21 protein-coding genes are annotated in these 22821 nt (G+C 71.4%); 14 read left to right on the top strand and 7 right to left on the bottom strand.

All coding sequences use genetic code 11. The features are described from left to right. Positions 1-208 precede the first annotated feature (208 nt). The 10 genes from KBY19_RS22880 (at position 209) to KBY19_RS22835 (ending at position 14499) form a co-directional block, all read left to right on the top strand. Positions 209-1393: a PP2C family protein-serine/threonine phosphatase gene (locus KBY19_RS22880; RefSeq protein WP_180289549.1), complete on the top strand. Its 1185-nt coding sequence runs from the start codon at positions 209-211 to the stop codon at positions 1391-1393. 174 nt (positions 1394-1567) lie between these two features. Next, on the top strand, positions 1568-3709 hold the full coding sequence (locus KBY19_RS22875) for a glycosyltransferase family 39 protein (protein WP_210966585.1): 2142 nt from the start codon (positions 1568-1570) through the stop codon (positions 3707-3709). Between the two features lie 200 nt (positions 3710-3909). Further along, positions 3910-5094 (top strand): ROK family transcriptional regulator, encoded by a 1185-nt coding sequence (locus tag KBY19_RS22870; RefSeq protein ID WP_210966584.1) that lies wholly within the window; start codon positions 3910-3912, stop codon positions 5092-5094. Between the two features lie 164 nt (positions 5095-5258). After that, positions 5259-6593 (top strand): ABC transporter substrate-binding protein, encoded by a 1335-nt coding sequence (locus tag KBY19_RS22865; protein WP_210966583.1) that lies wholly within the window; start codon positions 5259-5261, stop codon positions 6591-6593. Positions 6594-6602: 9 nt separating this feature from the next. Continuing rightward, complete coding sequence (locus KBY19_RS22860; RefSeq protein WP_099877853.1) at positions 6603-7577, top strand: carbohydrate ABC transporter permease; 975 nt, start codon at positions 6603-6605, stop codon at positions 7575-7577. A 5-nt stretch (positions 7578-7582) separates the two neighbouring features. Then, positions 7583-8539: a carbohydrate ABC transporter permease gene (locus KBY19_RS22855; RefSeq protein WP_099877856.1), complete on the top strand. Its 957-nt coding sequence runs from the start codon at positions 7583-7585 to the stop codon at positions 8537-8539. Positions 8540-8544: 5 nt separating this feature from the next. Next, positions 8545-9810 carry a 6-phospho-beta-glucosidase gene (locus tag KBY19_RS22850; RefSeq protein ID WP_099877859.1) on the top strand — a complete coding sequence of 422 codons (1266 nt, stop codon included), beginning with the start codon at positions 8545-8547 and terminating at the stop codon, positions 9808-9810. 86 nt (positions 9811-9896) lie between these two features. Then, positions 9897-10985, top strand: coding sequence for a BadF/BadG/BcrA/BcrD ATPase family protein (locus KBY19_RS22845; protein ID WP_307842593.1), 1089 nt, complete (start codon positions 9897-9899; stop codon positions 10983-10985). A gap of 127 nt (positions 10986-11112) precedes the next feature. After that, positions 11113-13197 carry a SpoIIE family protein phosphatase gene (locus KBY19_RS22840; RefSeq protein ID WP_210966582.1) on the top strand — a complete coding sequence of 695 codons (2085 nt, stop codon included), beginning with the start codon at positions 11113-11115 and terminating at the stop codon, positions 13195-13197. Between the two features lie 162 nt (positions 13198-13359). Next, positions 13360-14499: an aminotransferase class V-fold PLP-dependent enzyme gene (locus tag KBY19_RS22835; RefSeq protein WP_210966581.1), complete on the top strand. Its 1140-nt coding sequence runs from the start codon at positions 13360-13362 to the stop codon at positions 14497-14499. 77 nt (positions 14500-14576) lie between these two features. On the opposite strand, the gene KBY19_RS22830 is transcribed toward KBY19_RS22835, so the two are convergent. Further along, a complete protein-coding gene (locus KBY19_RS22830; RefSeq protein ID WP_210956530.1) occupies positions 14577-15221 on the bottom strand; it encodes an HD domain-containing protein in 645 nt (214 codons plus the stop codon). Positions 15222-15276: 55 nt separating this feature from the next. Beyond that, complete coding sequence (locus tag KBY19_RS22825) at positions 15277-15723, bottom strand: nitroreductase family deazaflavin-dependent oxidoreductase (protein WP_210966580.1); 447 nt, start codon at positions 15721-15723, stop codon at positions 15277-15279. Between the two features lie 242 nt (positions 15724-15965). Here KBY19_RS22825 and KBY19_RS22820 point away from each other — a divergent pair, with 242 nt between their 5' ends. Continuing rightward, positions 15966-16181, top strand: coding sequence for an EF-hand domain-containing protein (locus KBY19_RS22820; protein WP_210956532.1), 216 nt, complete (start codon positions 15966-15968; stop codon positions 16179-16181). Positions 16182-16485: 304 nt separating this feature from the next. Next, complete coding sequence (locus tag KBY19_RS22815; RefSeq protein WP_185016151.1) at positions 16486-17301, top strand: SAM-dependent methyltransferase; 816 nt, start codon at positions 16486-16488, stop codon at positions 17299-17301. A gap of 371 nt (positions 17302-17672) precedes the next feature. On the opposite strand, the gene KBY19_RS22810 is transcribed toward KBY19_RS22815, so the two are convergent. Next, on the bottom strand, positions 17673-17948 hold the full coding sequence (locus tag KBY19_RS22810; protein ID WP_099877878.1) for a DUF5132 domain-containing protein: 276 nt from the start codon (positions 17946-17948) through the stop codon (positions 17673-17675). A gap of 230 nt (positions 17949-18178) precedes the next feature. Between KBY19_RS22810 and KBY19_RS22805 the strand changes: the two genes are divergently transcribed. Next, entirely contained in the window at positions 18179-18367 is a 189-nt protein-coding gene (locus tag KBY19_RS22805) for a hypothetical protein (protein ID WP_099877881.1), read from the top strand. A gap of 137 nt (positions 18368-18504) precedes the next feature. Here the strand turns inward: KBY19_RS22805 and KBY19_RS22800 are convergent, their stop codons facing one another. Then, positions 18505-18762, bottom strand: a complete 258-nt coding sequence (locus tag KBY19_RS22800) for a DUF5132 domain-containing protein (RefSeq protein ID WP_247691306.1) — start codon at positions 18760-18762, stop codon at positions 18505-18507. An 823-nt stretch (positions 18763-19585) separates the two neighbouring features. Between KBY19_RS22800 and KBY19_RS22795 the strand changes: the two genes are divergently transcribed. Further along, positions 19586-19867 (top strand): helix-turn-helix domain-containing protein, encoded by a 282-nt coding sequence (locus tag KBY19_RS22795; protein WP_099877887.1) that lies wholly within the window; start codon positions 19586-19588, stop codon positions 19865-19867. 158 nt (positions 19868-20025) lie between these two features. Here the strand turns inward: KBY19_RS22795 and KBY19_RS22790 are convergent, their stop codons facing one another. The 3 genes from KBY19_RS22790 to KBY19_RS22780 all read right to left on the bottom strand — a co-directional run. Continuing rightward, entirely contained in the window at positions 20026-20904 is an 879-nt protein-coding gene (locus KBY19_RS22790; protein WP_099877890.1) for a trans-aconitate 2-methyltransferase, read from the bottom strand. Between the two features lie 127 nt (positions 20905-21031). Continuing rightward, positions 21032-21625: a helix-turn-helix domain-containing protein gene (locus tag KBY19_RS22785; protein WP_185016153.1), complete on the bottom strand. Its 594-nt coding sequence runs from the start codon at positions 21623-21625 to the stop codon at positions 21032-21034. Positions 21626-21730: 105 nt separating this feature from the next. Further along, a partial coding sequence (locus tag KBY19_RS22780; RefSeq protein ID WP_210966579.1) for an MFS transporter occupies positions 21731-22821 on the bottom strand: 1091 nt, incomplete at its 5' end.

Below are 22821 nucleotides of genomic sequence, written 5' to 3'. Positions count from 1 at the left end.
GGCCACGCAGAGCTTATCTCTCCATGCGCTCCTCGGACAGGCCCGCACCGGCAGAGCGCCGCTGCCCCGGAGGCATCGGCGGGCCGCGAACGTTCTGTTGTCATTCGGCGAATGTTTCCATGCGACGATAATGTGCGTGCCGACTCGTGGGGAAGCAGTGCTCCCTTGCCCGGCCGCTGCACATATGGCACCCAGAAAAGCAGGAGACGTGGACAGATTCGCCGTCGTCGAGCGGGCCCTGCGCGCCGCCGCCCCGCACGCGTTGATGGATGTCGCCACAGAGGCGCTGCGAGAGCACTACGACGCCGTCGATGCCGAGCTGCGCCTGGCCGACTACGGTATGCGATCCCTCCAACTGGTGGAGCCCGTGCCGCTCACCACCGAGCCGCTCCCCATCCACGGCAGCCCCCAGGGCCGGGCCCTGCGGGCGCCCGAGCCCGTCGTACTGACCGACCGGGCGACCGGCGCCGTGACGGTGCACCTGCCGGTGAGCGCGCGGGGCGACCGGTTGGGGGTGCTGTCCGTGACCCTGCCCGGCGGTACGGACGCCGCCGGCCTCCTGCCGGAACTGGCGGGGCTGTGCGAGGCGCTCGGCCACGAGATCACGGTCGCCGACCGGGACACGGACCTCTACCAGCGAGCACGGCGGGCCACCCGGCTGACCGTGGCCGCCGAGATGCAGTGGCACCTGCTGCCCGGCCACTCCTTCCAGCGGCACGAGTTCGCGCTCGGCGCCCACCTGGAGCCGGCCTACTCCACCTCCGGGGACAACTTCGACTGGTCGGTCTCCGCCGAGCACCTGACCGTCACCGTCACCAACGGCATGGGCGAGGGAGTCGAGGCAGCGCTGCTGACCAACCTCGCCGTCGGCGCGATGCGCAACGCACGCCGCGCCGGCCTCGGCCTGGCCGACCAGGCGGCCCTCACCGACCAGGCCGTGTACGCCCACTACCGGGGCTCCGCCTATGTCTCGTCGGTGCTGCTCCGCTTCGAACTCGCCACCGGAGAGGTGGAGATCGTCGAGGCGGGCTCGCCCCGCGCATGGCTGTGCCGGGACGCCAAGGTCGACAACCTGGTCTTCGACGCCCAACTCCCGCTGGGCATGTTCGAGGACACCCACTACGTCACCGAACACTTCCGCGTGCAGCCCGGCGACCGGCTGCTGCTGGCGACCGACGGCGTCTACGAGCCGTTGTCCCGCGCCGCCGAGCCCTTCGGCGACCACGCCCTGGCCCGCTCCCTGACCGCCAACCGGCTGCTGCCCCCCTCCCAGGTGCCCAGCGCGGTCTTCCGCGACCTCGCCGTCCACCGGGGCGAGGGCCCGCTCCAGGACGACGCGCTCGTGCTGTGCGTCGACTGGTACGGGCCCGAGGGGCGCGACGGCGCGGCCTGAACATCCGGGTCCCGGCGCCCCTCGACTCACAGTCGCCGCACAGGTTCAGCACAGGTGGATGACAGCGCCGTTCGCGATGTTCGGGTCCATGCCCAGCCAGGCAGCGCCACCGCCGCCCGCCCCCGCAGGCCGGCCGCCGCGCCACAACGGACCCGAAAGAGAGCGGACCTCAGCATGACCACCCTCACCCCCTCCGGCAGCGCCGCGGACACGCCGCCCACCGGCACCGGCTCCGCGGCCGGACACCGGGGCAGCCTCGGCCACCGGCTCCGGGCCCGGTCACGGCACCGACGGGCCGGGCGACCACGCTGGGAGAGCCCCGCGTTCTGGACGCTGCTGGCCGCCACCGCGGTGCTGTATCTGTACGGCCTCGGCGCCTCGGGGTACGCGAACTCCTTCTACTCCGCCGCGGCCCAGGCCGGCGGGGTGAGCTGGAAGGCGTTCCTGTTCGGCTCCCTCGACGCGGGCAACGCCATCACCGTCGACAAACCACCGGCCGCGCTGTGGCCGATGGCCCTGTCCGTACGGCTCTTCGGCCTCGGCTCCTGGCAGATCCTGGTACCGCAGGCACTGCTGGGCGTCGCCTCCGTCGGCCTGCTGTACTCCGCCGTACGCCGCCGCACCGGACCGGCCTCCGCCCTGCTCGCCGGGGCGCTGCTGGCGCTGACCCCGGTGGCGGCGCTGATGTTCCGCTTCAACAATCCGGACGCGCTGCTGTGCCTGCTCATGGTGGCGGCCCTGTGGTGCCTGGGCCGGGCCGTGGAGGACGCCCGCACCAAGTGGCTGGTGCTGGCCGGCGCCTGCTTCGGCGCCGGCTTCCTGGCCAAGGCCCTGCAGGCGTGGCTCATCCTGCCGGTTGCCGCGCTGGTGTATCTGGTCTGCGGGCCGACCGGGCTGCGTCGCCGCATCGGGCAGCTGCTGTGCGGCGGGCTGACCACCGTCGTCTCGGCGGGCTGGTGGGTCGCCCTCGTGGAGCTGTGGCCCGCCTCCTCGCGGCCGTACATCGGCGGCTCGCAGGAGAACAGCTTCCTGGAACTGACCTTCGGCTACAACGGTTTCGGCCGCCTCACCGGCGACGAGACCGGCAGCGTCGGCGGCGGCCGGGGCCCCGGCGGCGCCGGTGGCGGCATGTGGGGTCGGACCGGGCCGGGCCGGCTGTTCGGCGACACGATCGGAGGCCAGATCGGGTGGCTGCTCCCGGCCGCGTTGCTGCTCCTCGTCGTGGGCCTGATCCTGACCCGCAGGGCGGCGCGTACCGACGCCCTGCGGGCCGCGTTCCTGCTGTGGGGCGGCTCGCTGCTGATCACCGGCGCCACCTTCAGCCTGATGTCCGGCATCTTCCACGAGTACTACACGGTCGCGCTCGCGCCCTACCTCGCTGCCGTGGTGGCCATGGGGTCGGCGGCGCTGTGGCGGGAGCGGGGCCGCTTCCGCTGGAGCGCGGTGCTGGCGGCGACGGTGGCCGGGACCGCCGTGTGGTCGTTCGTCCTGCTGGGCCGGGCGACGGACTGGCTGCCGTGGCTGCGCTGGACCGTGCCGGCCGTGGGCGTGGTGGCGGCCTGCGGACTGCTGGCCGCCAACGTGCTGCCGCGCACGGCCGGTGTGGCGGTCGCCGCGCTCGCGCTGCTCGCCGCGGTCGCCGGGCCGGTGGCGTTCACGCTGAGCACCGTCAACACGCCGCACACCGGTTCCATCGTCACGGCGGGCCCCGCGGTGAGCCGGGGCGGCCCACCCGGCGTGCCAGGCGGCGGCAACAAGGGCAGGCCCGGCCCGGGACAGGGCGCGGTGCCCGGTCAGGGTGGTGCGCGGGGTACGCCCGGCGCCGGGAACGGCGGCAGCCAGGGTGTCGGCGCTCAGCGGGGCATGCCGCCCTCGCCCGGCGGCGGCGCTCAGGGGCCGGGCCGGCGCGAGGGGGCGGGCGGCCCCGGCGGCGGGATGGGAGGACTGCTCAACGGCAGCGAGGTCTCCGCGAAGGCGGAGGCGCTGCTGCGCAAGAACGCCGCCTCGTACACCTGGGCTGCGGCAGCGACCGGTTCGCAGAACGCGGCCGGCTACCAACTCGCCACCGGCCTTCCGGTGATGGCCGTCGGCGGCTTCAACGGAACCGATCCCTACCCGACCCTCGCGCAGTTCAAGAAGTACGTGGCCCAGGGCCGGATCCACTACTTCGTCGCCGGTTCGCAGGGTGGTCCCGGAGGAGGCCGCGGCACGTCCTCGTCGATCAGCTCGTGGGTGACGGAGAACTACACCGAGGTGAAGGCGGGCGACACCACCTTCTACGACCTGACGCAGCCGAAGAGGACAGCGACGGGCTGATATCCGGCCCCCCGGGTCTGCCGCGCCCACCGACCAGGGGGCGCGGCAGATCCGCGCGTCGGAACTTTTCCGCGCACGGGCCATTGACGTGGCGCTGGGCGGGGTTCTAGGTTCCCGGCATCGATAGGAAAGTTTCCTAACGAATGCCGTCCACGCGCCGAACGCCGGGACGGCCCGGACAGACAGGGCACTCCTCCACCATGGCCACACACACCAGCCCGAGCGGCATACCGGGAACGCCGGGCACCCCGCGTGTACTGCGGGCGATGAACGACCGCGCCGCACTCGATCTGCTCGTGGCCCACGGACCGCTCACCCGCACCCGGATCAGCGAGTTGACCGGTCTGTCCAAACCGACCGCCTCCCAACTCCTCGGCCGGCTGGAGGAGACGGGCCTGGTCCGCACCCGCAGCAAGGAGAGCGGCAGGCCCGGTCCCAACGCGCTGCTCTACGAGATCGAGCCCACGGCCGCCCATGTGGCCGCACTCTCGGCCGACCCGCACGGCATCTCCGCAGTCGTCGCCGACATCACCGGCACCGTCGTCGGCCGGGCCCGCGTGGAGGCGGACTCGGTGGCCGAGGACGTCCGGCACCGCACCGCGCAGCTGGTCAAGGAGGCCGTCGACGGAGCCCTACGGGAGGCCGGGCTCGGCTCCACCGAGCCGCACACCACGGTCATCGGCACGCCGGGGGCCATCGATCCGCGGTCGGGCGAACTGCGCTACGCCCCGCACCTGCCGGGCTGGCACTCCCGCACCCTCCGCGCCGAGCTGGCCGAGGTGCTCGGCACCCCGGTGACCATCGAGAACGATGTGAACCTCGCCGCCATGGCCGAGCAGCACGCGGGCGCGGCCCAGGACCACGACGACTTCACCCTCGTCTGGGTGGACAACGGCACGGGCGCCGCGATCGTCGTGGGCGGCGTCCTGCTGCGCGGGGCCACCGGCGGGGCCGGCGAGATCGGCTACATGCCGCTGCCCGGCGCACCGCTCGCCCGGGGCGGCCCGGGTGAGTACGCGGCGGCCAACGCGGGCGGCGGCTTCCAGAGCCTGGTGTCGGTGCCGGCGGTACGCCGGCTGGCCGACGGGAAGCCGCTGGCCGAAGCCCTTGCCGACCTGTCCGTCCGCGAGGAGACAGCACGCCGGCTGGCGAACGGCATCGCCGCGGTGGTCGCGGTCGTCGACCCGCAACTCGTCGTCCTCTCCGGTGCCGTGGCGCGAACCGGCGGCGAGGAGCTGCGCGCGCTGGTCGAACGTGAGCTGACCGGGCTGGCGCTGCCCAGGCCGCTGCTGCGACTGAGCGAGGTGGCGGACGACCCGATCCTCGGCGGCGCCCTGCTGTCCGCGCTGGCGCAGGCGCGCGACGAGGTGTTCGACACCGCCTGAGGCCGGGCCGCCCCACCTCACCCTCCGGGCCCCGGCCCTCCCGCCCCTTCCTCGGCTTCCCCTCTCTTTTGCCCCTTTCTCCCCGTTCTTGCCCTCCCCTGCCCACCCCTTCCCGTCCTTATCGTCCTCCTCTTCCTCATCGTTCTTCCGAGAAGGAGACCGCCATGCCGCCTCCGCGTCTGCGCGCCTGGCCGGCCGCGTTGCTCGCCGCCGGGCTGCTGCTGTCCGGCTGCGCCAACCCGAGCGTCGGCAGCGCCGACGACGACCCGAAAGCCCCGGTCACCCTCAAGTTCTGGCACGGCTGGTCGGAGCCGGGTGAGGTCGAGGCGCTCGACCGGAGCATCGAGCGCTTCGAGAAGCTGCATCCGAACATCCACGTCGACGCGACCGGAAACGTCAACGACGCCACCGTCAACCAGGCGCTGCGCGCGGGCGGTGACAAGGCACCGGATGTGGTCTCCTCCTTCACCACCAACAACGTGGGCCAGTACTGCGACTCGGGGATGTGGGTCGATCTCGACCCGTTCCTGAAGAAGAGCGGCATCGACAAGAAGAAGGTCTTCCCTCGCACCCTGCTGGACTACACCCGGTACGAGGGAACGCAGTGCGCGCTGCCGCTGCTGGCCGACGCCTTCGGGCTCTACTACAACAAGGACGCCTTCGCCGAGGCGGGCATCGAGCGCCCGCCCCGCACGATGTCCGAGTTCCGGAAGGTCGCGGCCAAGCTGACCGAGCGCGACGGTGACCGGGTCGAACGGGCCGGCTTCATGCCCAACTTCCGGCTGTACCAGAACAGTCCGGACCGGCTGTTCGCACAGTGGGGGCCGCGCTACTTCGACGCGCACGGCAAGGCCCGCCTCGCGAAGGAGCCACGCACCCGGCAGTTCTTCCGCACGATGAGGAAGCTGTCCGACGCGCAGGGCGGCTATCGGGCGTTGGAGCGGCTGCGGCAGAGCTTCGGCGACGAGATGTCGAAGCAGAGCGGCCTCATGACCGGGAAGCTGGCGATGCACATGGACGGTGAGTGGCGCGGGCTGATGCTGAAGGAGGCGAAGCCCGACTTCGAGTGGGGGGTGGCGCCGCTGCCCGTGCCCGACGACCAGGCCGAGACCTACGGGCGCGGCTATCTGACCGGAACGGTCGCCGGTATCGCGCACAGCAGCAAGCACCAGAACGCCGCCTGGGAGCTGCTGAAGTTCCTCACCACGGACACCGACCAGGTGGTGTCCTTCGCGAACGCGATCCACAACGTGCCCTCCACCAAGGCCGCGCTCAGCTCCCCGCGGCTGGACGCCGACCCGGCCTTCCGTACGTTCCTGCGGATCGCGAAGAACCCGCACAGCCAGGCGCTGCCGCCCTCCACCACCGGGGGCCAGTACGTGACGGCCCTGCAGGACTTCGCCTACTCGGTGGAGGCGGGCAAGGTCTCCGACCTCGGCGCGGGCCTGCGGGAACTCGACCGGCAGATCGACGCCGACACCCTCCAGGCACGGAACTAGGAGCCCGGCATGGCACTCTCCCTCTCCCCCGGCGGCGCCGGCGGCGTGGACCCGCGGCTGCGCCGCAAGAAGGCGCGGGACAGGCTGCGCACGGTCGGTTTCCTGTCGCCCTGGCTGGTGGGTTTCTCGGTCTTCTTCGGCTACCCGCTGATCGCGACCGGCTACTTCTCGTTCATGCACTACAACCAGATCAAGCAGCCGGAGTTCGTGGGCTGGCGGAACTGGTCGTACGTGTTCACGCAGATGCCGCTGTTCGGTCCCGCGCTGTGGAACACCCTGTGGCTGGTCGTGGTGATGGTGGCGCTGCGCGTGGTCTTCGGGATCGGCGTCGGACTGCTGGTGACGAAGCTGAAGAGCGGGATCGGTTTCTTCCGCACGGCGTTCTACGTGCCGTATCTGGCACCGCCGGTGGCGGCCACGGTGGCCTTCGTCTTCCTGCTCAACCCGGCGACCGGGCCGGTGAACGAACTGCTCTCGAAGGTCGGTGTCCACGCGCCGAACTGGTTCAACGACCCCGCCTGGTCCAAGCCCTCGCTGGTGATGCTGTCGCTGTGGGGCATCGGCGACCTGATGGTCATCTTCATGGCCGCGCTGCTGGACGTGCCCAAGGAGCAGTACGAGGCGGCCGAGCTCGACGGCGCGGGCCCCTGGGCCCGGTTCCGCTACGTCACCTGGCCGAACATCACCCCGATCGTGATGTTCGCCGTGGTCACCGGCGTGGTGCAGACGATGCAGTACTACACGCAGGCGCTCGTCGCCGGAAAACTCGCCTCCGGCGTCACGATCGGTCCCGGAACGGTCATTCAGCCCGGCTACCCCGATCACTCGACGATCACCGTGCCGCAGCTCGTGTACCAGCTGGGGTTCCAGAACTTCAACACCGGCGCCGCCTGCGTGCTCTCCCTCGTACTGTTCGCAATCGCGATGGCCGTCACCATCCTGCTCATGCGCCGCAGCAGCGGCCTGCTGTCGGCGGAGGACTGACCCCGATGACGACACCGACCCCCTCAGCGGCCCAGGCCGCCACCGTGCCCGCGACCGCGGCCGGTCGGCTCCCGGAAGCCCGCAAGCCCGTCCGCACTCCCTCTCCGGGCTCCACCGCGGCGCTCCGCCGTGCCCGCCGCACCCGCGTCCTGCACTGGATCGCGGTGCACTCCACCGCGGTCGCGCTGGCGCTGGCGTTCGTGCTGCCGTTCGTCTTCGTCTTCCTCACCTCGGTGATGAGCGACCGCCAGGCCATGAGCGGCGAGCTGTGGCCGACCTCCTGGCACTGGGACAACTACGCCACGGTCTTCCGTACCCCCGGCTTTCTGGACTGGTGGCGCAACTCGCTGATGTACGCGCTGCTGGGCACCCTCTTCACGGTGTGCTCGTCCCTGCCGGTGGCGTACGCGCTCGCCAAGTTCCGCTTCCGCGGCCGACGTACGGCGATGCTGCTGGTGATCTCCACGATGATGCTGCCGCCCCAGGTGATCGTGGTGCCGATGTATCTGGTGTGGGCGCAGCAGTTCCATCTGTCCGGCTCGCTGTGGCCGCTGATCATCCCGATGGCCTTCGGTGACGCCTACTCCATCTTCCTGCTGCGGCAGTTCCTGCTGACGATCCCCAGGGAGTACATCGAGTCGGCCCGGGTCGACGGCTGCGGCGAGCTGCGCACGCTGCTGCGGATCATCGTGCCGATGGCGAAGCCCGGGATCGCGGCCGTCGCCCTCTTCCAGTTCTTCTACTGCTGGAACGACTACTTCGGACCGCAGATCTACGCGGCACAGAACCCCGGCGCCTGGACGCTCAGTTACGGGCTGGAGTCCTTCAAATCGGCGCACAGCGTGGACTGGAACCTCACCATGGCGGCCACGCTGCTGGTCATGGCGCCGGTCATCATCGTCTTCTTCTTCGCACAGAAGGCCTTCGTCGAAGGCGTCACCCTCACCGGAGTAAAGGGCTGAGACATATGAAGCTCGCAGTGGTCGGCGGAGGCTCGACCTACACCCCCGAACTCATCGACGGCTTCGCACGGCTGCGCGAGGTGCTGCCGATCGACGAGCTGGCGCTGATCGACCCGGCCGCCGAACGGCTGGAGCTCGTCGGCGGCCTGGCCCGGCGCATCTTCGCCCGGCAGGGCCACCCCGGCACCGTGACCACCACGGCCGACCTGGACGCGGGCGTGGACGGCGCGGACGCCGTACTGCTCCAGTTGCGGGTCGGCGGGCAAGCGGCCCGGGAGCGGGACGAGACCTGGCCGCTGGAGTGCGGCTGCGTCGGCCAGGAGACCACCGGCGCCGGCGGCCTGGCCAAGGCGCTGCGCACCGTGCCGGTCGTCCTCGACATCGCCGAGCGGGTCCGCCGCGGCAACCCCCATGCCTGGATCATCGACTTCACCAACCCGGTCGGCATCGTCACCCGCGCGCTGCTGGCCGCCGGGCACAAAGCGGTCGGCCTGTGCAACGTGGCGATCGGCTTCCAGCGGAAGTTCGCGAAGCTGCTCGACGTCGCCCCCGCCGAGGTGCACCTGGACCACGTCGGACTCAACCACCTCACCTGGGAGCTGGGCGTACGCCTCGGCGGCCCGGACGGCACCGACGTACTGCCCAGGCTCCTGGCCGAGCACGGCGAGGCCGTCGCCGACGATCTGCACCTGCCCCGCACACTGGTCGACCGCCTCGGTGTCGTCCCCTCGTACTATCTGCGCTACTACTACGCGCACGACGAAGTGGTGCGCACCCAGCGAGACAAGCCCACCCGTGCGGCGGAAGTGGCCGCCCTGGAGCGGCAGTTGCTTGAGATGTACGCCGACCCGGCCCTGGACACCAAGCCCGAGCTGCTGGCCCGGCGCGGCGGCGCCTTCTACTCGGAGGCCGCCGTCGACCTGGCCGCCTCACTGCTGCGCGAGGGCGGCAGCACCCACCAGGCGGTCAACACCCTCAACCGGGGAACGCTGCCCTTCCTGCCGGACGACGCGGTGATCGAGACCCAGGCCCGCATCGACCGGGACGGCGCCCACCCGCTGCCGGTGCCCGCCCTCGATCCGCAGTTCACCGGGCTGATCGCCCATGTGACCGCCTACGAGGAGCTGGCTCTGCGGGCGGCACTGCACGGTGGCCGCGACCGGGTCTTCAAGGCGCTGCTCGCCCACCCGCTCGTCGGCCAGCTCGAGTACGCCGAACAGCTGACCGACCAACTCCTCGCACACAACAAGGAGCACCTGGCGTGGGCCTGAGCCGACCCCGTCCCACGACACCCCCCGCCACCCGTACGGCGGCACCCCCGGCGGGTCGGCGCGGCCCGGCGGACCCGGCCCCGGCCGTGCTCGCCATCGACGCGGGCAACAGCAAGACCGATGTCGCGCTGCTGAGCGCGGACGGCGGCGTGCTCGGCACCGCACGGGGCGGCGGCTTCCGGCCCCCCACGGTGGGGGTCACCGCCGCCGTGGACGTACTGGCCGAGACCGTCGCACGGGCCCACGCGGCAGCGCGCGCGACGGCCGGGCAGGACGGGGGCGGGGCCGCCGCCCCGGCCGCTTCCCCGGTACGCCAGGTGATGGCCTGTCTGGCCAACGCGGACCTGCCCGTGGAGGAGGCGCAGCTGGCCGGTGCGCTCACCGACCGCGGCTGGGGCGAGCGGGTCACCGTGCACAACGACACCTTCGCGGTGCTGCGAGCCGGGCTGACCGCCCACGACGGGGACGCGGCACCGCGCGGGGTGGCCGTCGTGTGCGGTGCGGGCATCAACTGCGTCGGTATGCGGCCCGACGGGCGCACCGCGCGCTTTCCCGCCATCGGGCGGCTCTCCGGTGACTGGGGCGGCGGCGGAGGACTGGGTGAGGAGGCGCTGTGGCACGCGGCCCGCGCCGAGGACGGCCGCGGCGAGCCGACCCTGCTGCGCACGGCACTGCCCGCACACTTCGGGCTGGACTCGATGTACGCGCTGATCGAGGCGGTGCACCTGGGCCGTATCCCGTACGCGCGGCGGCTGGAGCTGGCTCCGGTGCTCTTCGAGGTGGCCGCCCGGGGCGACGCCGTCGCGGACTCGCTGGTGGCGCGGATGGCCGAGGAGGTCGTCACCATGGCGGTGGTGGCGCTGCGCAGGCTGGACCTGCTGGAGGAGGAGGTTCCGGTGCTGCTGGGCGGCGGCATCCTCGCCGCGGGCCACCCCCTCCTCGACGACCGCATCACCCGGCTCCTCGGGCAGCGCGCGCCTCGGGCCCTCCCCCGCGTGGTGCGCGCCCGCCCGGTGCTGGGTGCGGCCCTGCTGGGGCTCGACGCGCTCGGCGCCCCGGTGGCGGCACACGAGCGGGCGCGCCACTACTTCGAGCGGGCCCGTCCGGCGGATCCTGTGGGGCCGCCGGAGGGGACGGACACCCCGGCCCCCGGGGCCGGAGCGGCCACCGGCTGACGCGTCGCCCGGCGGGCTCCGCTGGACGGGGGCTTCCCGTCCCGCCGCGCGCCGTCGAGGGGCACTCCCGCGGTCCGGGAGGGAGGATGGGAGGGGTACGGCCCGGGCCAGGGAGGTAGCCGTCGTCGTGAGGAACCGCGAGGAGCCGCCCGAGGAGGACGCCGACGGCGCGGTAGGGGTGAGCCTCTCCCCGCCCGGCGGGCTCCTGGATGTGCTGACTGTCGGTGCTGTGGTGCTGGACGAGCGGGGGCGGATCGTGCTGTGGAGCCCGCAGGCCGAGCAGTTGTTCGGGTATACGGCGGCGGAGGCGCTGGGCCGGTACGCGGCCCCGCTGCTGGTACCGGACGAGCACATCGAACTCGTGCTCCGCCTGTTCGACCAGGTGATGCGGGAGGGGAAGAGCTGGGCGGGGATCTTCCCCGTCAAGTGCAAGGACGGCCGGGTCCGGCTCTTCGAGTTCCGCAACATGCGGCTCCACGACGACCAGAGCGCCGTCTACGCGCTGGGCCTGGTGACCGACCGGGCCGCGCTGCGCGAGGTCGAGCGCGACCTGGCCTTCTCGACGCTGCTGATCCAGCAGTCCCCCATAGGGATCGCGGTCCTGGACACCGATCTGCGGTACGTCTCCGTCAACCCCGCCCTCGCCCGACTCGACGGGATCGGTGAGGAGGAGCATCTGGGCAGGACCGTCCGCGAGGTGCTGCCCCCGTCGCACGCCAGGGACGCCGACGCCGTGCTGCGGCGGGTCCTGGAGACGGGCGAGCCGGTCATGGACCGGGAGGTGGTGGGCGGCGAGATCCCGGCGGGCGAGGGCCACGCCTGGTCCGTCTCCGTCTACCGGCTCGACGACTCCGGCGGACGGCCGCTGGGGCTGTCCATCTCGGTCACCGACATCACCGAGCGGCACAAGGCGGCGATCCAGGCCGAGCAGGCCCGACAGCGCCTCTCGCACCTGGCCGAAGCGTCCGTACGCATCGGCACCACGCTCGACCTGGAGCAGACGGCCCGCGAGCTCGCCGAGATCACCGTGCCCGAGCTGGCGGACATCGTCGCCGTCGATGTGCTCGACGCCGCCGTACGGGACCAGCCCGTCCGCATCCCCGAGGAGGAGACCGCCACCTTCCGCGCGCTCGCGCTGGTCTCCGCCTACCCCACCGTCGCGGCCGAGGCCGCCGACCCACCGGGCCAGGTCGCCCGCTACAGCGCCGAGCGGCTCATCACCCGCTGTGTCGCCACCGGTCAGCCGGTCGCCGTGCCCGCCGTCCAGCCGGAGGACCTGCGCGGCATCGCCCGCGACGAGGACTCCGCCGCTCTGCTGGCACGCGCGGGCGTCCACTCCTATCTCGCGGTCCCGCTGATCGCCCGCGGCGAGGTACTGGGCGCGCTGGATCTCAAGCGCACCCGCAATCCCAAGCCGTTCGACCACGACGACACGATCCTCGCCTGCGAGCTCGCCGGCCGCGCCGCCGTCTGCATCGACAACGCCCGCCTCTACCGGCAGCAGCACAACATCGCCCTCACCCTGCAGCGCAGCATGCTGCCGACGCCTGCCACCACCTCCACCAGACTGCGCATCGCCTCCCGCTACCAACCGGCCGGAGCACACAGCGAGATCGGCGGCGACTGGTTCGACGTCCTCCAACTGGCGGAGGAGTGCACCGCGCTGGTGGTCGGCGACGTGATGGGCAGCGGCGTCACCGCCGCCGCCACCATGGGACGGCTGCGCACCGCGACCCAGACGCTGGCCCGGCTGGCGCTGTCGCCGGGCGACGTGCTCCGCCACCTCGACCAGATCACCGCCGGTCTCGACCCGTACTTCGCCACCTGCCTGTACGCCGTCTACGATCCCCACCGCCACCGGTGCCGGGTCGCGTCCGCCGGCCATCTGCCACCCGTGCTGGTGCCCGCGCGGGGCGAGCCCCGGCTGGTCGAGCTGCCCACGGGCCCGCCGCTGGGCATCGGCGGAGGCGAGCACGGCACCGTCGCCGTCGACCTCCACCCGGGCGACCTGCTGGTGCTGTACACGGACGGGCTGATCGAGACCCGGCGCGACGACATCGAGGACCGGCTGGAAGTGCTGCTGGATCTGCTGCGCACCGAGGCCGGTTCCGGCCGCTCCCTCGAAGCCGTCTGCGACCACCTCCTCGAATCGCTGCGCAGCCCGGACAACCACGACGACGTGGCGCTGCTGCTGATGAGTCCGACGGAGTGACGCTGGTCCGGGGCGGCGGGGGCGGGGGTGCCCGGACGCGGGCCGGGAGGCGGCGGCGCAGGACGCGCCAGGGGTGAACGCGAGGCCGGCCGACCGCGGACGTAGGGTCGGGCGGTAACGGGGCCGTGGCAGGATGCGGCCCGTCATGGCTGGAAGGCGACCGTGACTGCGAACACCGAGCACCCGTCCCTGCTGGATCTGCCCCCGCTCTCCGCGGAGCATTTCGCCGCCGTCGAGGACAAGATCGCCTCATTGCTGCGGACCCGCTGCGATGTCGTGGCGATGCAGGGTGAGGCGCTGCTGCCACTGGAGGCGTGCATCCGCTCGGCGGCACCGCGCGGCAGCACGGCCCTCAATGTGATCACCGGGCCCTACGGGGAGACGTTCGGCGGCTGGCTGCGCTCGTGCGGTGCTGAGGTCGTCACCGTGACCGCGCCGTTCAGCGGTGCCGTCACCCCGGAGCAGATCGCCCGGGCGCTGCGGGAGAACCCGGAGATCGGTCTGGTGAGCCTCGTCCATGCCGAGGCGGCGACCGGTAACACCAACCCCGTCGCGGAGATCGGTGCGGTGGTGCGCGAGCATGGCGCGCTGCTGATGCTGGACGCGGTCGCGTCGGTGGGTGCCGAGCCGCTGCTGACCGACGCCTGGGGAGTGGACCTGTGCGTCATCGGCGGCCAGAAGGCGCTGGCGGGCCCCGCGGGGGTCTCGGCCGTGTCGGTCAGCGCGCGGGCATGGGAGCGGATCGCCGCGAACGAACAGGCGCCGCGCCGCTCGTACCTGTCACTGCTCGACTGGAAGGAACGCTGGCTCGACGGCGGCCGGACGGCACTGCCGCACGCCCCGGCGCAGTTGGAGATGCTGGCGCTGGAGCAGGCCGTCGACCGCGTGGCCGCGGAAGGCCTGGACGCGTCCATCGCCCGGCACCGGGCGGCATCGGCCGCGGTACGGGCGGGCGCACGGGAACTGCCCGGACTCGACCCCTACGTGGTGCGGGACCAGGACGCGGCCCCGGCGGCGACGACGCTGCGCGCACCGGCGGAGGGCGTGGACGCGCGCGAGGTGGTGGCCGCCGCGCTCAAGGCCGACGCGCGGGTACCGCTGCAGGCCGCCGCGGGGCCGCTGGCCGCGGAGGTGCTGCGCGTCAACCACTACGGACAGGCGGCCGAGCGCACGCTGGTGCTGGACTCGGTGCGGGCCCTGGCCACCGGACTGCACACGCTGGGTGTGGCCGGCGCCGGGAGCGCGCGGGGCCGCGCCCTCGACGCGGCGGACGCGGCCTGGAGCGGCACCGCCGCGGCCTGACCCGCGAGGAGCAGTCGGGGCGGACCGCCCCCGGCGGGTCGTGCCCGCGGGCCGCGAGGTACCTCGCGGCCCGCTGCTCACTCCGGCCAGGGCGACTCCAGCACAGCGCGGACGAAGTCGCCACGCCGGAAGTGCGGGTCGTAGTGGGCGAGGACGTCGGCCTTCACATTGCCGAACGTCGTCTCCGGCTTCGGCTCCACACCGTCGGCGAACGCCCGCAGGATGCGCTGCTTGAACGCCGGGCGGGGGTGCATGGCGACCACGGCCTCGCGGTCCGCCGCGTCGATCTGGTCGTACGCGAGGCCGAGCACGTCGTACTCCACACCGGCCGTCACCAACGCCACCTCGGGTTCCATGAACTCCGGGATGCCCGGGGTGGTGTGCAGGGCGATCGCCGTCCACACGCGCCGGACGGCGCCCTCGGGAACCCGGCGGGCCTCCAGGAAGCGGCGGGCCTCTTCCGCGCTGTCCACCTCGAAGCGCCGCCCGCTGTCGTGGAACGGCTCCCCCAGGCCCACATCGTGGAAGAGCGCCGCGACATAGAGCAGTTCCGGATCGAAGTCGAGCCGGCGGGCGCGTCCCAGGAGGCTGCCGAAGAAGTACACCCGGCGCGAATGGTCGTAGATCAGATCGCCGGTGGTGTCGCGCACCAGTTCGGTGGCCTCCGCGGCCAGTCGGGAGTCCGGCACACTCACCCCTGCCGGTCCGTACTGTTCACCCATCGGCCTTCGGCCTCCTTGTTCGTACCGCCCGTCGTCGGTGCCGCCCGCGGTGCGGTCAGTGGCCGCCGGGGTTGGGTTCCAGAACGAAGACCGGAATCTCCCGGTCGGTCTTGCGCTGGTAGTCGGCGTAGTCGGGATACGCCTCCACGGCACGCTTCCACCACACGGCCTTCTCCTCGCCGGTGACCTCGCGCGCCGTCATGTCCTGCCGCACGGGCCCGTCCTGGAGCTCCACGCGGGGGTCGGCGACCACGTTGTGATACCAGACCGGGTGGGTGGGTGCCCCGCCCAGTGATGCCACCACCGCGTACTTCCCGTCGTGCTCCACCCGCATCAGCGGCGTCTTGCGGACCTTGCCGCTCTTGGCGCCCTTGGTGGTCAGGACGACGACGGGCATACCCCGCATCGTCGTGCCCTCGGTACCACCTGAGCGCTCGTACAGCTCGACCTGGTCCCGCACCCACTGCTCGGGGCTCGGCTCGTACTCACCCTCGATCGGCATGCTGCGTACGTCCCCTCATCGGTTCTGCTCCACTGCCCGGGTCCGGTCGGAGGTCGGACCCTCCGGGCTTCGCCCGGCTGCGGCCTGCTCAGCCGTGGCCTTCCCGGCTTACCACAGGCGGGGGTGGCGTACACGTACCGAGCCAGGGTCGGCCGAGACGCCCGCACGTGGCGGGGATAGCGTGACGGGGAACGTGCCGATGGGCACGTGATCGATACATTCACTCGGAGGTAGAGGCTCCCGTGGCCCGAATAGAGGACGCACGCAAGACCTTTGACAAATTCGACCGGAACGGCGACGGCTATGTCACCCCGGTCGAGTTCCAGCAGGCCATGGTGGAGCTGGGAGACCGGCACTACACCGTGGGCCTCGCGGAGGCCATCGTGAAGACACGGGACGGGAACGGCGACGGCGTTCTGTCCTTCGAGGAGTTCTTCGAGAAGGCCAAGGACCTCTGACGAAGTCCGAGGGCCGGTGAGGGCGGGTGTCCCACGGCCCCGCCCTCGCGCGCACACCCGGCGGCCGCCCCCGCGGGCGGCCGCCTCCTGTCGTTCCGGCCTGATCCGGCGCGCCGCCGCCTGCGGAAGCGGAGTCCGGCCGGCCCGGTACCTCAAGTCACGTACGCCGCACGGAGGTTGAGGTGCGCGGCACGGCACCGTGCCGGCTGCCCTCGCCGTTGCCCGCCCGGAGGGCCGCCGTAGAGTGGCGGTGAACAGATCGTTGGCCCCGGCGGACCACCGGGGCGGATTGCGTGGGGCACAGATGGCGGAAATCGGGGACGGGCAGCGGCCGCTCAACACCGGCACGGCGCACTCCGCGCGGGTCTACGACTACATTCTGGGCGGGAAGAACCACTACGAGGCCGACGTCACGGCCGGTGACGCCATGATCGAGGTCTGGCCCGCGCTGCCGGTGCATATGAGGGCCAACCGGGCTTTCATGCTGCGCGCGAGCCGCTACCTCGCGCGCGAACGGGGAATTCGGCAGTTCCTGGACATCGGCACCGGCCTGCCCACCTCTCCCAACCTCCACGAGGTTGTCCAGGAGGTGGAGCCCACGGCCCGGGTCGTCTACGTCGACAACGACCCGATCGTGTTGAACTACGCGCAAGCGCTGCTCGCCAGCACCCCGCAGGGTCGCACCACCTACGTCCACGCGGACATGCGGGACCCGGACGCCATCCTCGGCTCCGCCGAGTTCCGAGCCACCTTGGACCTCGACGAGCCGATCGCGCTGCTGGTCATCGGGATGCTGCACTTCATCCACCCCTCGGACGACGACCACGGGCTGCTCCGCAGATTGCTGGAACCGCTACCGGCCGGCAGCTATCTCGCCGCGACCATCGGTACCGCCGACTTCGCGCCGGAGGAGGTCGGTCGTGTCGCCGAGCAGTACGCGGCGGAGGGGATGCCGATGGCGCTGCGGACACATCAGGAGGCGTCCGCTTTCTTCACCGGTCTCGAACTGGTGGATCCCGGCGTGGTCCAGGTCCACAAGTGGCGCCCCGGTCCGGACGACGAGCCCGTATGCGACGAGGACATCGCCATGTACGGCGCCTTGGCCCGCAAGCCCGACTGAGAGCCCACTGGCCGACCGGATCCCTCCACCGGCACGAACGGACCCGGCACGAACCGGGCGGACCGAAGCGGCAACCTTACAAGCCGTTGATCCGATTTCGTAATATCCGAAATCATGAAGGCCGAATCCGTACCACCGGGCCGGTCCGCATTGTTGGCCTTGCAGCGCGCGACCTGAGGACCAACGCGTATCACCGCACGAGCGACAGCATTTCTCCGGCGTTGGTTCTGCACCCGGTCACCGGCCCGGCCGCTCCTGGCGCCGGCGCGCAGACGGCGACTGCGTGGACCGACGGCGCGCAGTGGAGTCGCGTGGCCGGAGTTGGGCGGCGGGGTCCGACGGAGGACGCGGAGTGCGGTGGCGTACCGCCCTCAGGCGTTCACTTTCGCCTTCGCCGCGCCCGGTCGGGGCTTCTTGCCGCTCTGCCCTTGATCCTCGGCGGGCTGCTCCTTGGAGCCGAGGACTTCCGCGTTCGCCTCGGCGGCGATGTCGTACAGCCCCTCGTTCACCTCGTGGGCGGCGCGCTTCGCGTCCGCGGCCAATTTCACCGACGTCTTGACAGCGCCTCGGACGACCGGCCTGAGTACCTTCTTGACGAGTGGAGCGGAGATCACTCCGACCATGAAGACAGGAAATACGGGAGGCATGGCGATTCGTTCCTCTCAGACCTTTTCCGTTCGCGGACCCTCTGCCATTTCGAGCATAAGGGGCACAACGAGCACCCAGCCAGGGCGGCCCATCCCTTTCACCCTTTCGAGTATTCAACGGTCGATATCGAGCTTTTCCGTTCCATTGTGAAAGGCGGGGCCGCTGGGAAAATTGAGGCTGTTATTTTCTAGGAAACGCGCGGACGCGCGGATCCGATCTGGAAGGACCCATGTCCCAGAAGACAGAGACCACAACGGACGACGTGCTCTACTCCGCCCAGGTGCGGCACGAGGACGGGCGGTACACATTGACGGTGACCGATCTTGTGAACGACACCGTTCAGGTGTTCCCGGTGGCGAAGAGGGCCGTGGACCGGCTGCCCTTCTATCTCGACATGCTCAAGAGCAAACTGTCGTGAGAACCCGACCGTGAGCGACCGGGGCTGAGCCCGACGAGCGAAGTGGGCGCCGCTGCCCGTCGAGGGCAACGGCGCCCGGCTCACGCCATGTGGCGGATCGGCGCCGGAGAGCGTGCGCCCCCCTGCGCGCCGTGGACTCAGCGTGCCTTCGACGTGGCGGAGCGGCTCTTGGGAACCGTCTTCCGCTCCGGCTCGGCAATGTCGTCCAGAACAACCTCGGCGCCCGCCTCGGCAGCGATATCACGCAGTTCGTCGTTGAGTTCGTGAGCGGCCCGACGGGTATCCGCGGCCAGCTTCAGCGATGTTTTCACCACACCACGGACAGCAGGCTTGGCCACCTTCTTCGCGAGTGCGGATACGAGAATACCCGCCATGAAGGCAGGAAGTACGGGCATAGGATTCGTTTCCTCTCCGGGGAAGCGGGATACGCAGGCTGAAGCCTAGGCCACAGATCACGCCCGGCTTCCCGGATTCACCCGTACGGGTATTCGCCGCCATGGATTCACCCCTTCTCAGTCAACCGACCGGTGGGGTGCAGGGCGTGTGACGTGCCCGCCGAGCGGCGAAGTCGGGCACCGCGGCGTGACGGACGGACGAGCACGGCCGCCCGCCACGCGAGCCGTAACGGCCTCAGCCGTTGATGCTGAAGGAGCCGTCGAAGGTGCCTGCTTCAGTCCGCCGAAGAACGACTGCCCGGCACAGTCGATGCCCTCCTTGAGCAGATCCACGCGGAACTTGCCGTGAAGCCTGGCGCCGGCGAAGGCACCGCCGGTGACGCTCCCGTCGACGGCGGCGCTGGGAACATCTGCCCGGAGATGGTCAGCGAGAGGGTGCTCTTGAGGCTCTTACCGTCCTTGGTCTTCCACTCGATCGTGCCTGCGCCCTCGGTCGGGACGTCGCCCCCGCCGACCACGCACGACATGGGCGCGTCGGACGCCCCGTTGAATTTGGCCGTGGCGATCTGCCCACCCTCGGGCGGCGGCAAGCGCGGAACCCAGCTGACGCGCGGGAATTCGGACGGCCACGAAAGGTCTCCTCCCTTGAGGGGCGAGTCGATGCGGAGCAAGCAAAATGCGCGCAGGTGGGCCCGATCAAGAAGATCCTGACAAAACGCCTCCCTAGAGGTGATGCGGGGGCATTGGGACGCACATGTGCGTCCGGAGCGCGACGACGCCCGTTCGAGGCTCCGATTCCTATACCGGTTCTAGTATCACGAGCATGGTGAGGACTCCTTTGACTCCGTGGGAACGGGAACGCGGTGAGCGGTTCGGCGCACTGCTGCGTCAGGCACGGGGCGACCGCAGCATGGTGGAAGTCGCCGCGGCGGCCGGCGTCTCGGCGGAGACGCTGCGCAAGATCGAAACCGGACGTGCACCGACTCCGGCCTTCTTCACCGTCGCCGCTCTCGCCGCCACGCTGCAGGTGTCCTTGGATGTCTTGGCGGCGGCGTGCGCCCCGGACGCGGACGCGGCCCAGGCCGAGCCGGCTCTCTCGGCCTGACAGCGGCCATCAGTTGGGCCGGAGCCGGGACTCGCACGCTCCCCCGGCTTCTCGACTGCTTCGGCGGGGCGCCCGACGACAGCCACGCCACGTCCCGCCACGTCGCGTCGCGTCGGGCCGTGTCGGGCTGCCTGACGGGCGACCGAAGACGCCGAGGATCAGATCCGGCGCGCGGCCCACACGGTGCGCTCGGTGCGCACCGCCAGGTCGTCCCGGCGCAGGATGCTGTGCGGGCTGCCGGTGTCGAGGAGTCGGTCGAGCGCGGCGAGGTCCTCGGTGGAGAGCGCCCGGGCGGCGGTGCCGCGGATGCGCCGCAGGCTGCCGAGCGCGTAGCGGCCGACCGCTCCGCTGCGGGAGCCTCCGATGTTGACGGCGATGGTGCGTTCGCCTTCGACCGTGAACCCGGCGGCGGTCAGCATCGGCCCCCAGTCGGCGCCGCGGTGGGGGACGTGCTCGGCGTGGAAGCGGTCGGTCGCGGCGTGGCAGCGCTCTTCGAGGCCGGGCCTGTCCTCCGGGGCGTTCTCGGGCAGGAAGCGGGGGAAGCCGGCCAGTTCCACGACGGCGAACAGGCCGCCGGGCGCGAGCATGTCGTGGACGTTGCGCAGAGCGCGCGGGGGGTGGGCCATGTGGTGCATCGAGGCCGAGGCCCACACCAGGTCCGGGGAGCCGAGGTCGGGCCAGCCGGAGTCGTCGAGGTCGGCCCGCACGGTGAGCACCCGCTCCCGCACGCCCCGGGCAGCTGCCTTGTCGCGCAGGCGCTGGAGGTGTCCTGCGGAGGTGTCGACGGCGGTGATGTGCGCCTCGGGGAACCGGTCGAGCAGGGCGAAGGTGCCCGCCCCCGTGCCGCAGCCCAGATCCACGATCCGGCGCGGGTCGCTCTTCAGCGGCAGCCATGCGGTGATGGAGGCCGTGTGCTCGGCGAGAACCTCGGCGTCCAGGTCGAGGATCTCCGCTTGGCCCTCGGCGTCGGCGCCGTACTCCTGGTGGTGATCGTGCTGGAGGCCGGGGTGGGTGGTGTGCTGGTGCGCTTGGGTCATACAGGCACGCTAGGCCGGTGTTGCGCCGGCGGCACGGCTGCTTTCGGTTTACGCAAGACGATGGCTCTCCGTGCTGCCTGTCGCGCAAGACACCGCGTCTGCCGGCCCGTGGCGCGGGCCCGCGCCGTCACTCACGGGCGCCCGAGGGAGCACGGTCGCCGGCGTCGTACTGGTGGCCGCGGCGGGCGTCGCGGTCGAAGATGCCCAGCATCTCGCACGGTCCGCCCTCGGCTCCGATCGCGTGGGGCAGCATCGTGGGGAACTCGGCGGCCTGATTGGTCTCGATGCGGAAGCGGCGGTGGCCGAGCATCAGGCGCGCGGTGCCGGACAGGACGACGAGCCATTCGCGGCCGGGGTGGGCACGCATACGCGCGGGATTGTCGGGCGGCGGTTCGGTCATCCGCTGGCGCACCACGCTGACGCCGGGATCGCCCTTCATGGGCCAGCGCATCAGACCGTGGGCGCCGTCGATCATCGGACTGATGACGACATCGTCGGCGGCGGTTTCGACGAGCTGGTCGAGCGTGGTGTCCAGGGCGCGGGCGAGGATGACGAGCTGATCCAGCGCAAGGCGGCGCCGACCGTTCTCGATACGACTCAGTGAGGACTGGCTGAGGTTGGCGCGGGTGGCCAGCTCTTCCAAGGACCAGCCTTGCGCGACGCGCAGCGCGCGGATCCGTTTGCGAACGAGGCTGTCCAGCTCTCCACCTTCCTGCGTCATGAGCAACATCGTATGCGAGAACGGCAACCCCGGGACGGTTGTGTGGAGGGAGGGGTCGTGGAACCGAAGCCGCCTCCTGCTCCGCCCCTCGGCACGCTGCAGCAGTCAGTCCGAAGGGCCGCTCCGGCCGGCCGAACGGGAGCCCGCGCTGATCTCTTTCGCGGAGGCGTTCACGGTGGCCACGTCTCGTGGATAGGTGCGCAGCGCGGTCAGCCCCAGCGCCGCCGAAGCGAGAAGAGCGACGAGGAAGACCATCAGGGTGTACTCCAGCCCTGTCCCGCCGCCACCGAAGCCCGCGACGGAGACGAAGCCGAACACCGTGGGAGCGGCCGCTTCACCAAGGGTGCGCAGGAAGGTCCGTACGCCCTCTGCGGTACCCCACATGTAGGGGTGGATGATGTCCAGCCGCGCGGCGTCCAGTGGCGGGTTGACCGCCCCCAGCAGGACGGCACCGGCCATGAACAACGGCAGCGCCGCGAGCAGCGCGCTGGTGTGCAGGGCCGGCGCGATGAGCAGGGGCACGCCGACCAGGCCGGCGATGGGCACCAGGATCCGCGCGGTGATCCAGCCGTTGCTCAGCAGCCGGTCCGCGACGCGCCCTCCGACGAAGACCCCGACCAGGGCGCCCGCGCCCACGAGCAGCACCAGCGACCCGGCGAGGGAAGTGCTGACACCGTAGTGCTCGGTCACGAACACGGTGGCGAAGGAGCGCAGGCCGGTGAAGTAGAAGTAGCCGAGGGCCGAGGCCGTGATCAGTACGAGGTTCGTGCGTACCCGCAGCACATAGCGGATGGCCCACCATCGGGGCTTTTTCCGGGGGTCCTCGTGCAGCACCAGATGTGCCACAGGTCGCACGCCCGCGCGTTCCGCGGCCTGCCCGGCCAGTCCGTCACCGCTGCCCTCCTCACCCGCACCGCTGCCCTTACTGTCCGAGGTCTGCCCGTCCCGGGTGCGGGCGTCCGGGTCCGGCTGTGCCTGGAGCATGCTCTGTTCGGCGCGGGCCGGTTCGGGCAGCCGGGTGACCGTCCACACGACCAGCGCGCCGGGCACGACGAGCCACCAGAAGGAGAACCTCCAGCCGAGCGACTCCGCGATCAGGCTGGAGGCGGCGAATCCCAGGCCGGTGCCGATCATTTCGCCGCCGAGGATGAATCCGAGCATCCGGGCGCGCTTGTGCGCGGGGAAGAAGTCTCCTG

Source organism: Streptomyces sp. B15 (genome assembly GCF_018070605.1).
GTDB lineage: Bacteria > Actinomycetota > Actinomycetes > Streptomycetales > Streptomycetaceae > Streptomyces > Streptomyces smyrnaeus.
This window is presented reverse-complemented; position numbering and strand designations above follow the sequence as displayed.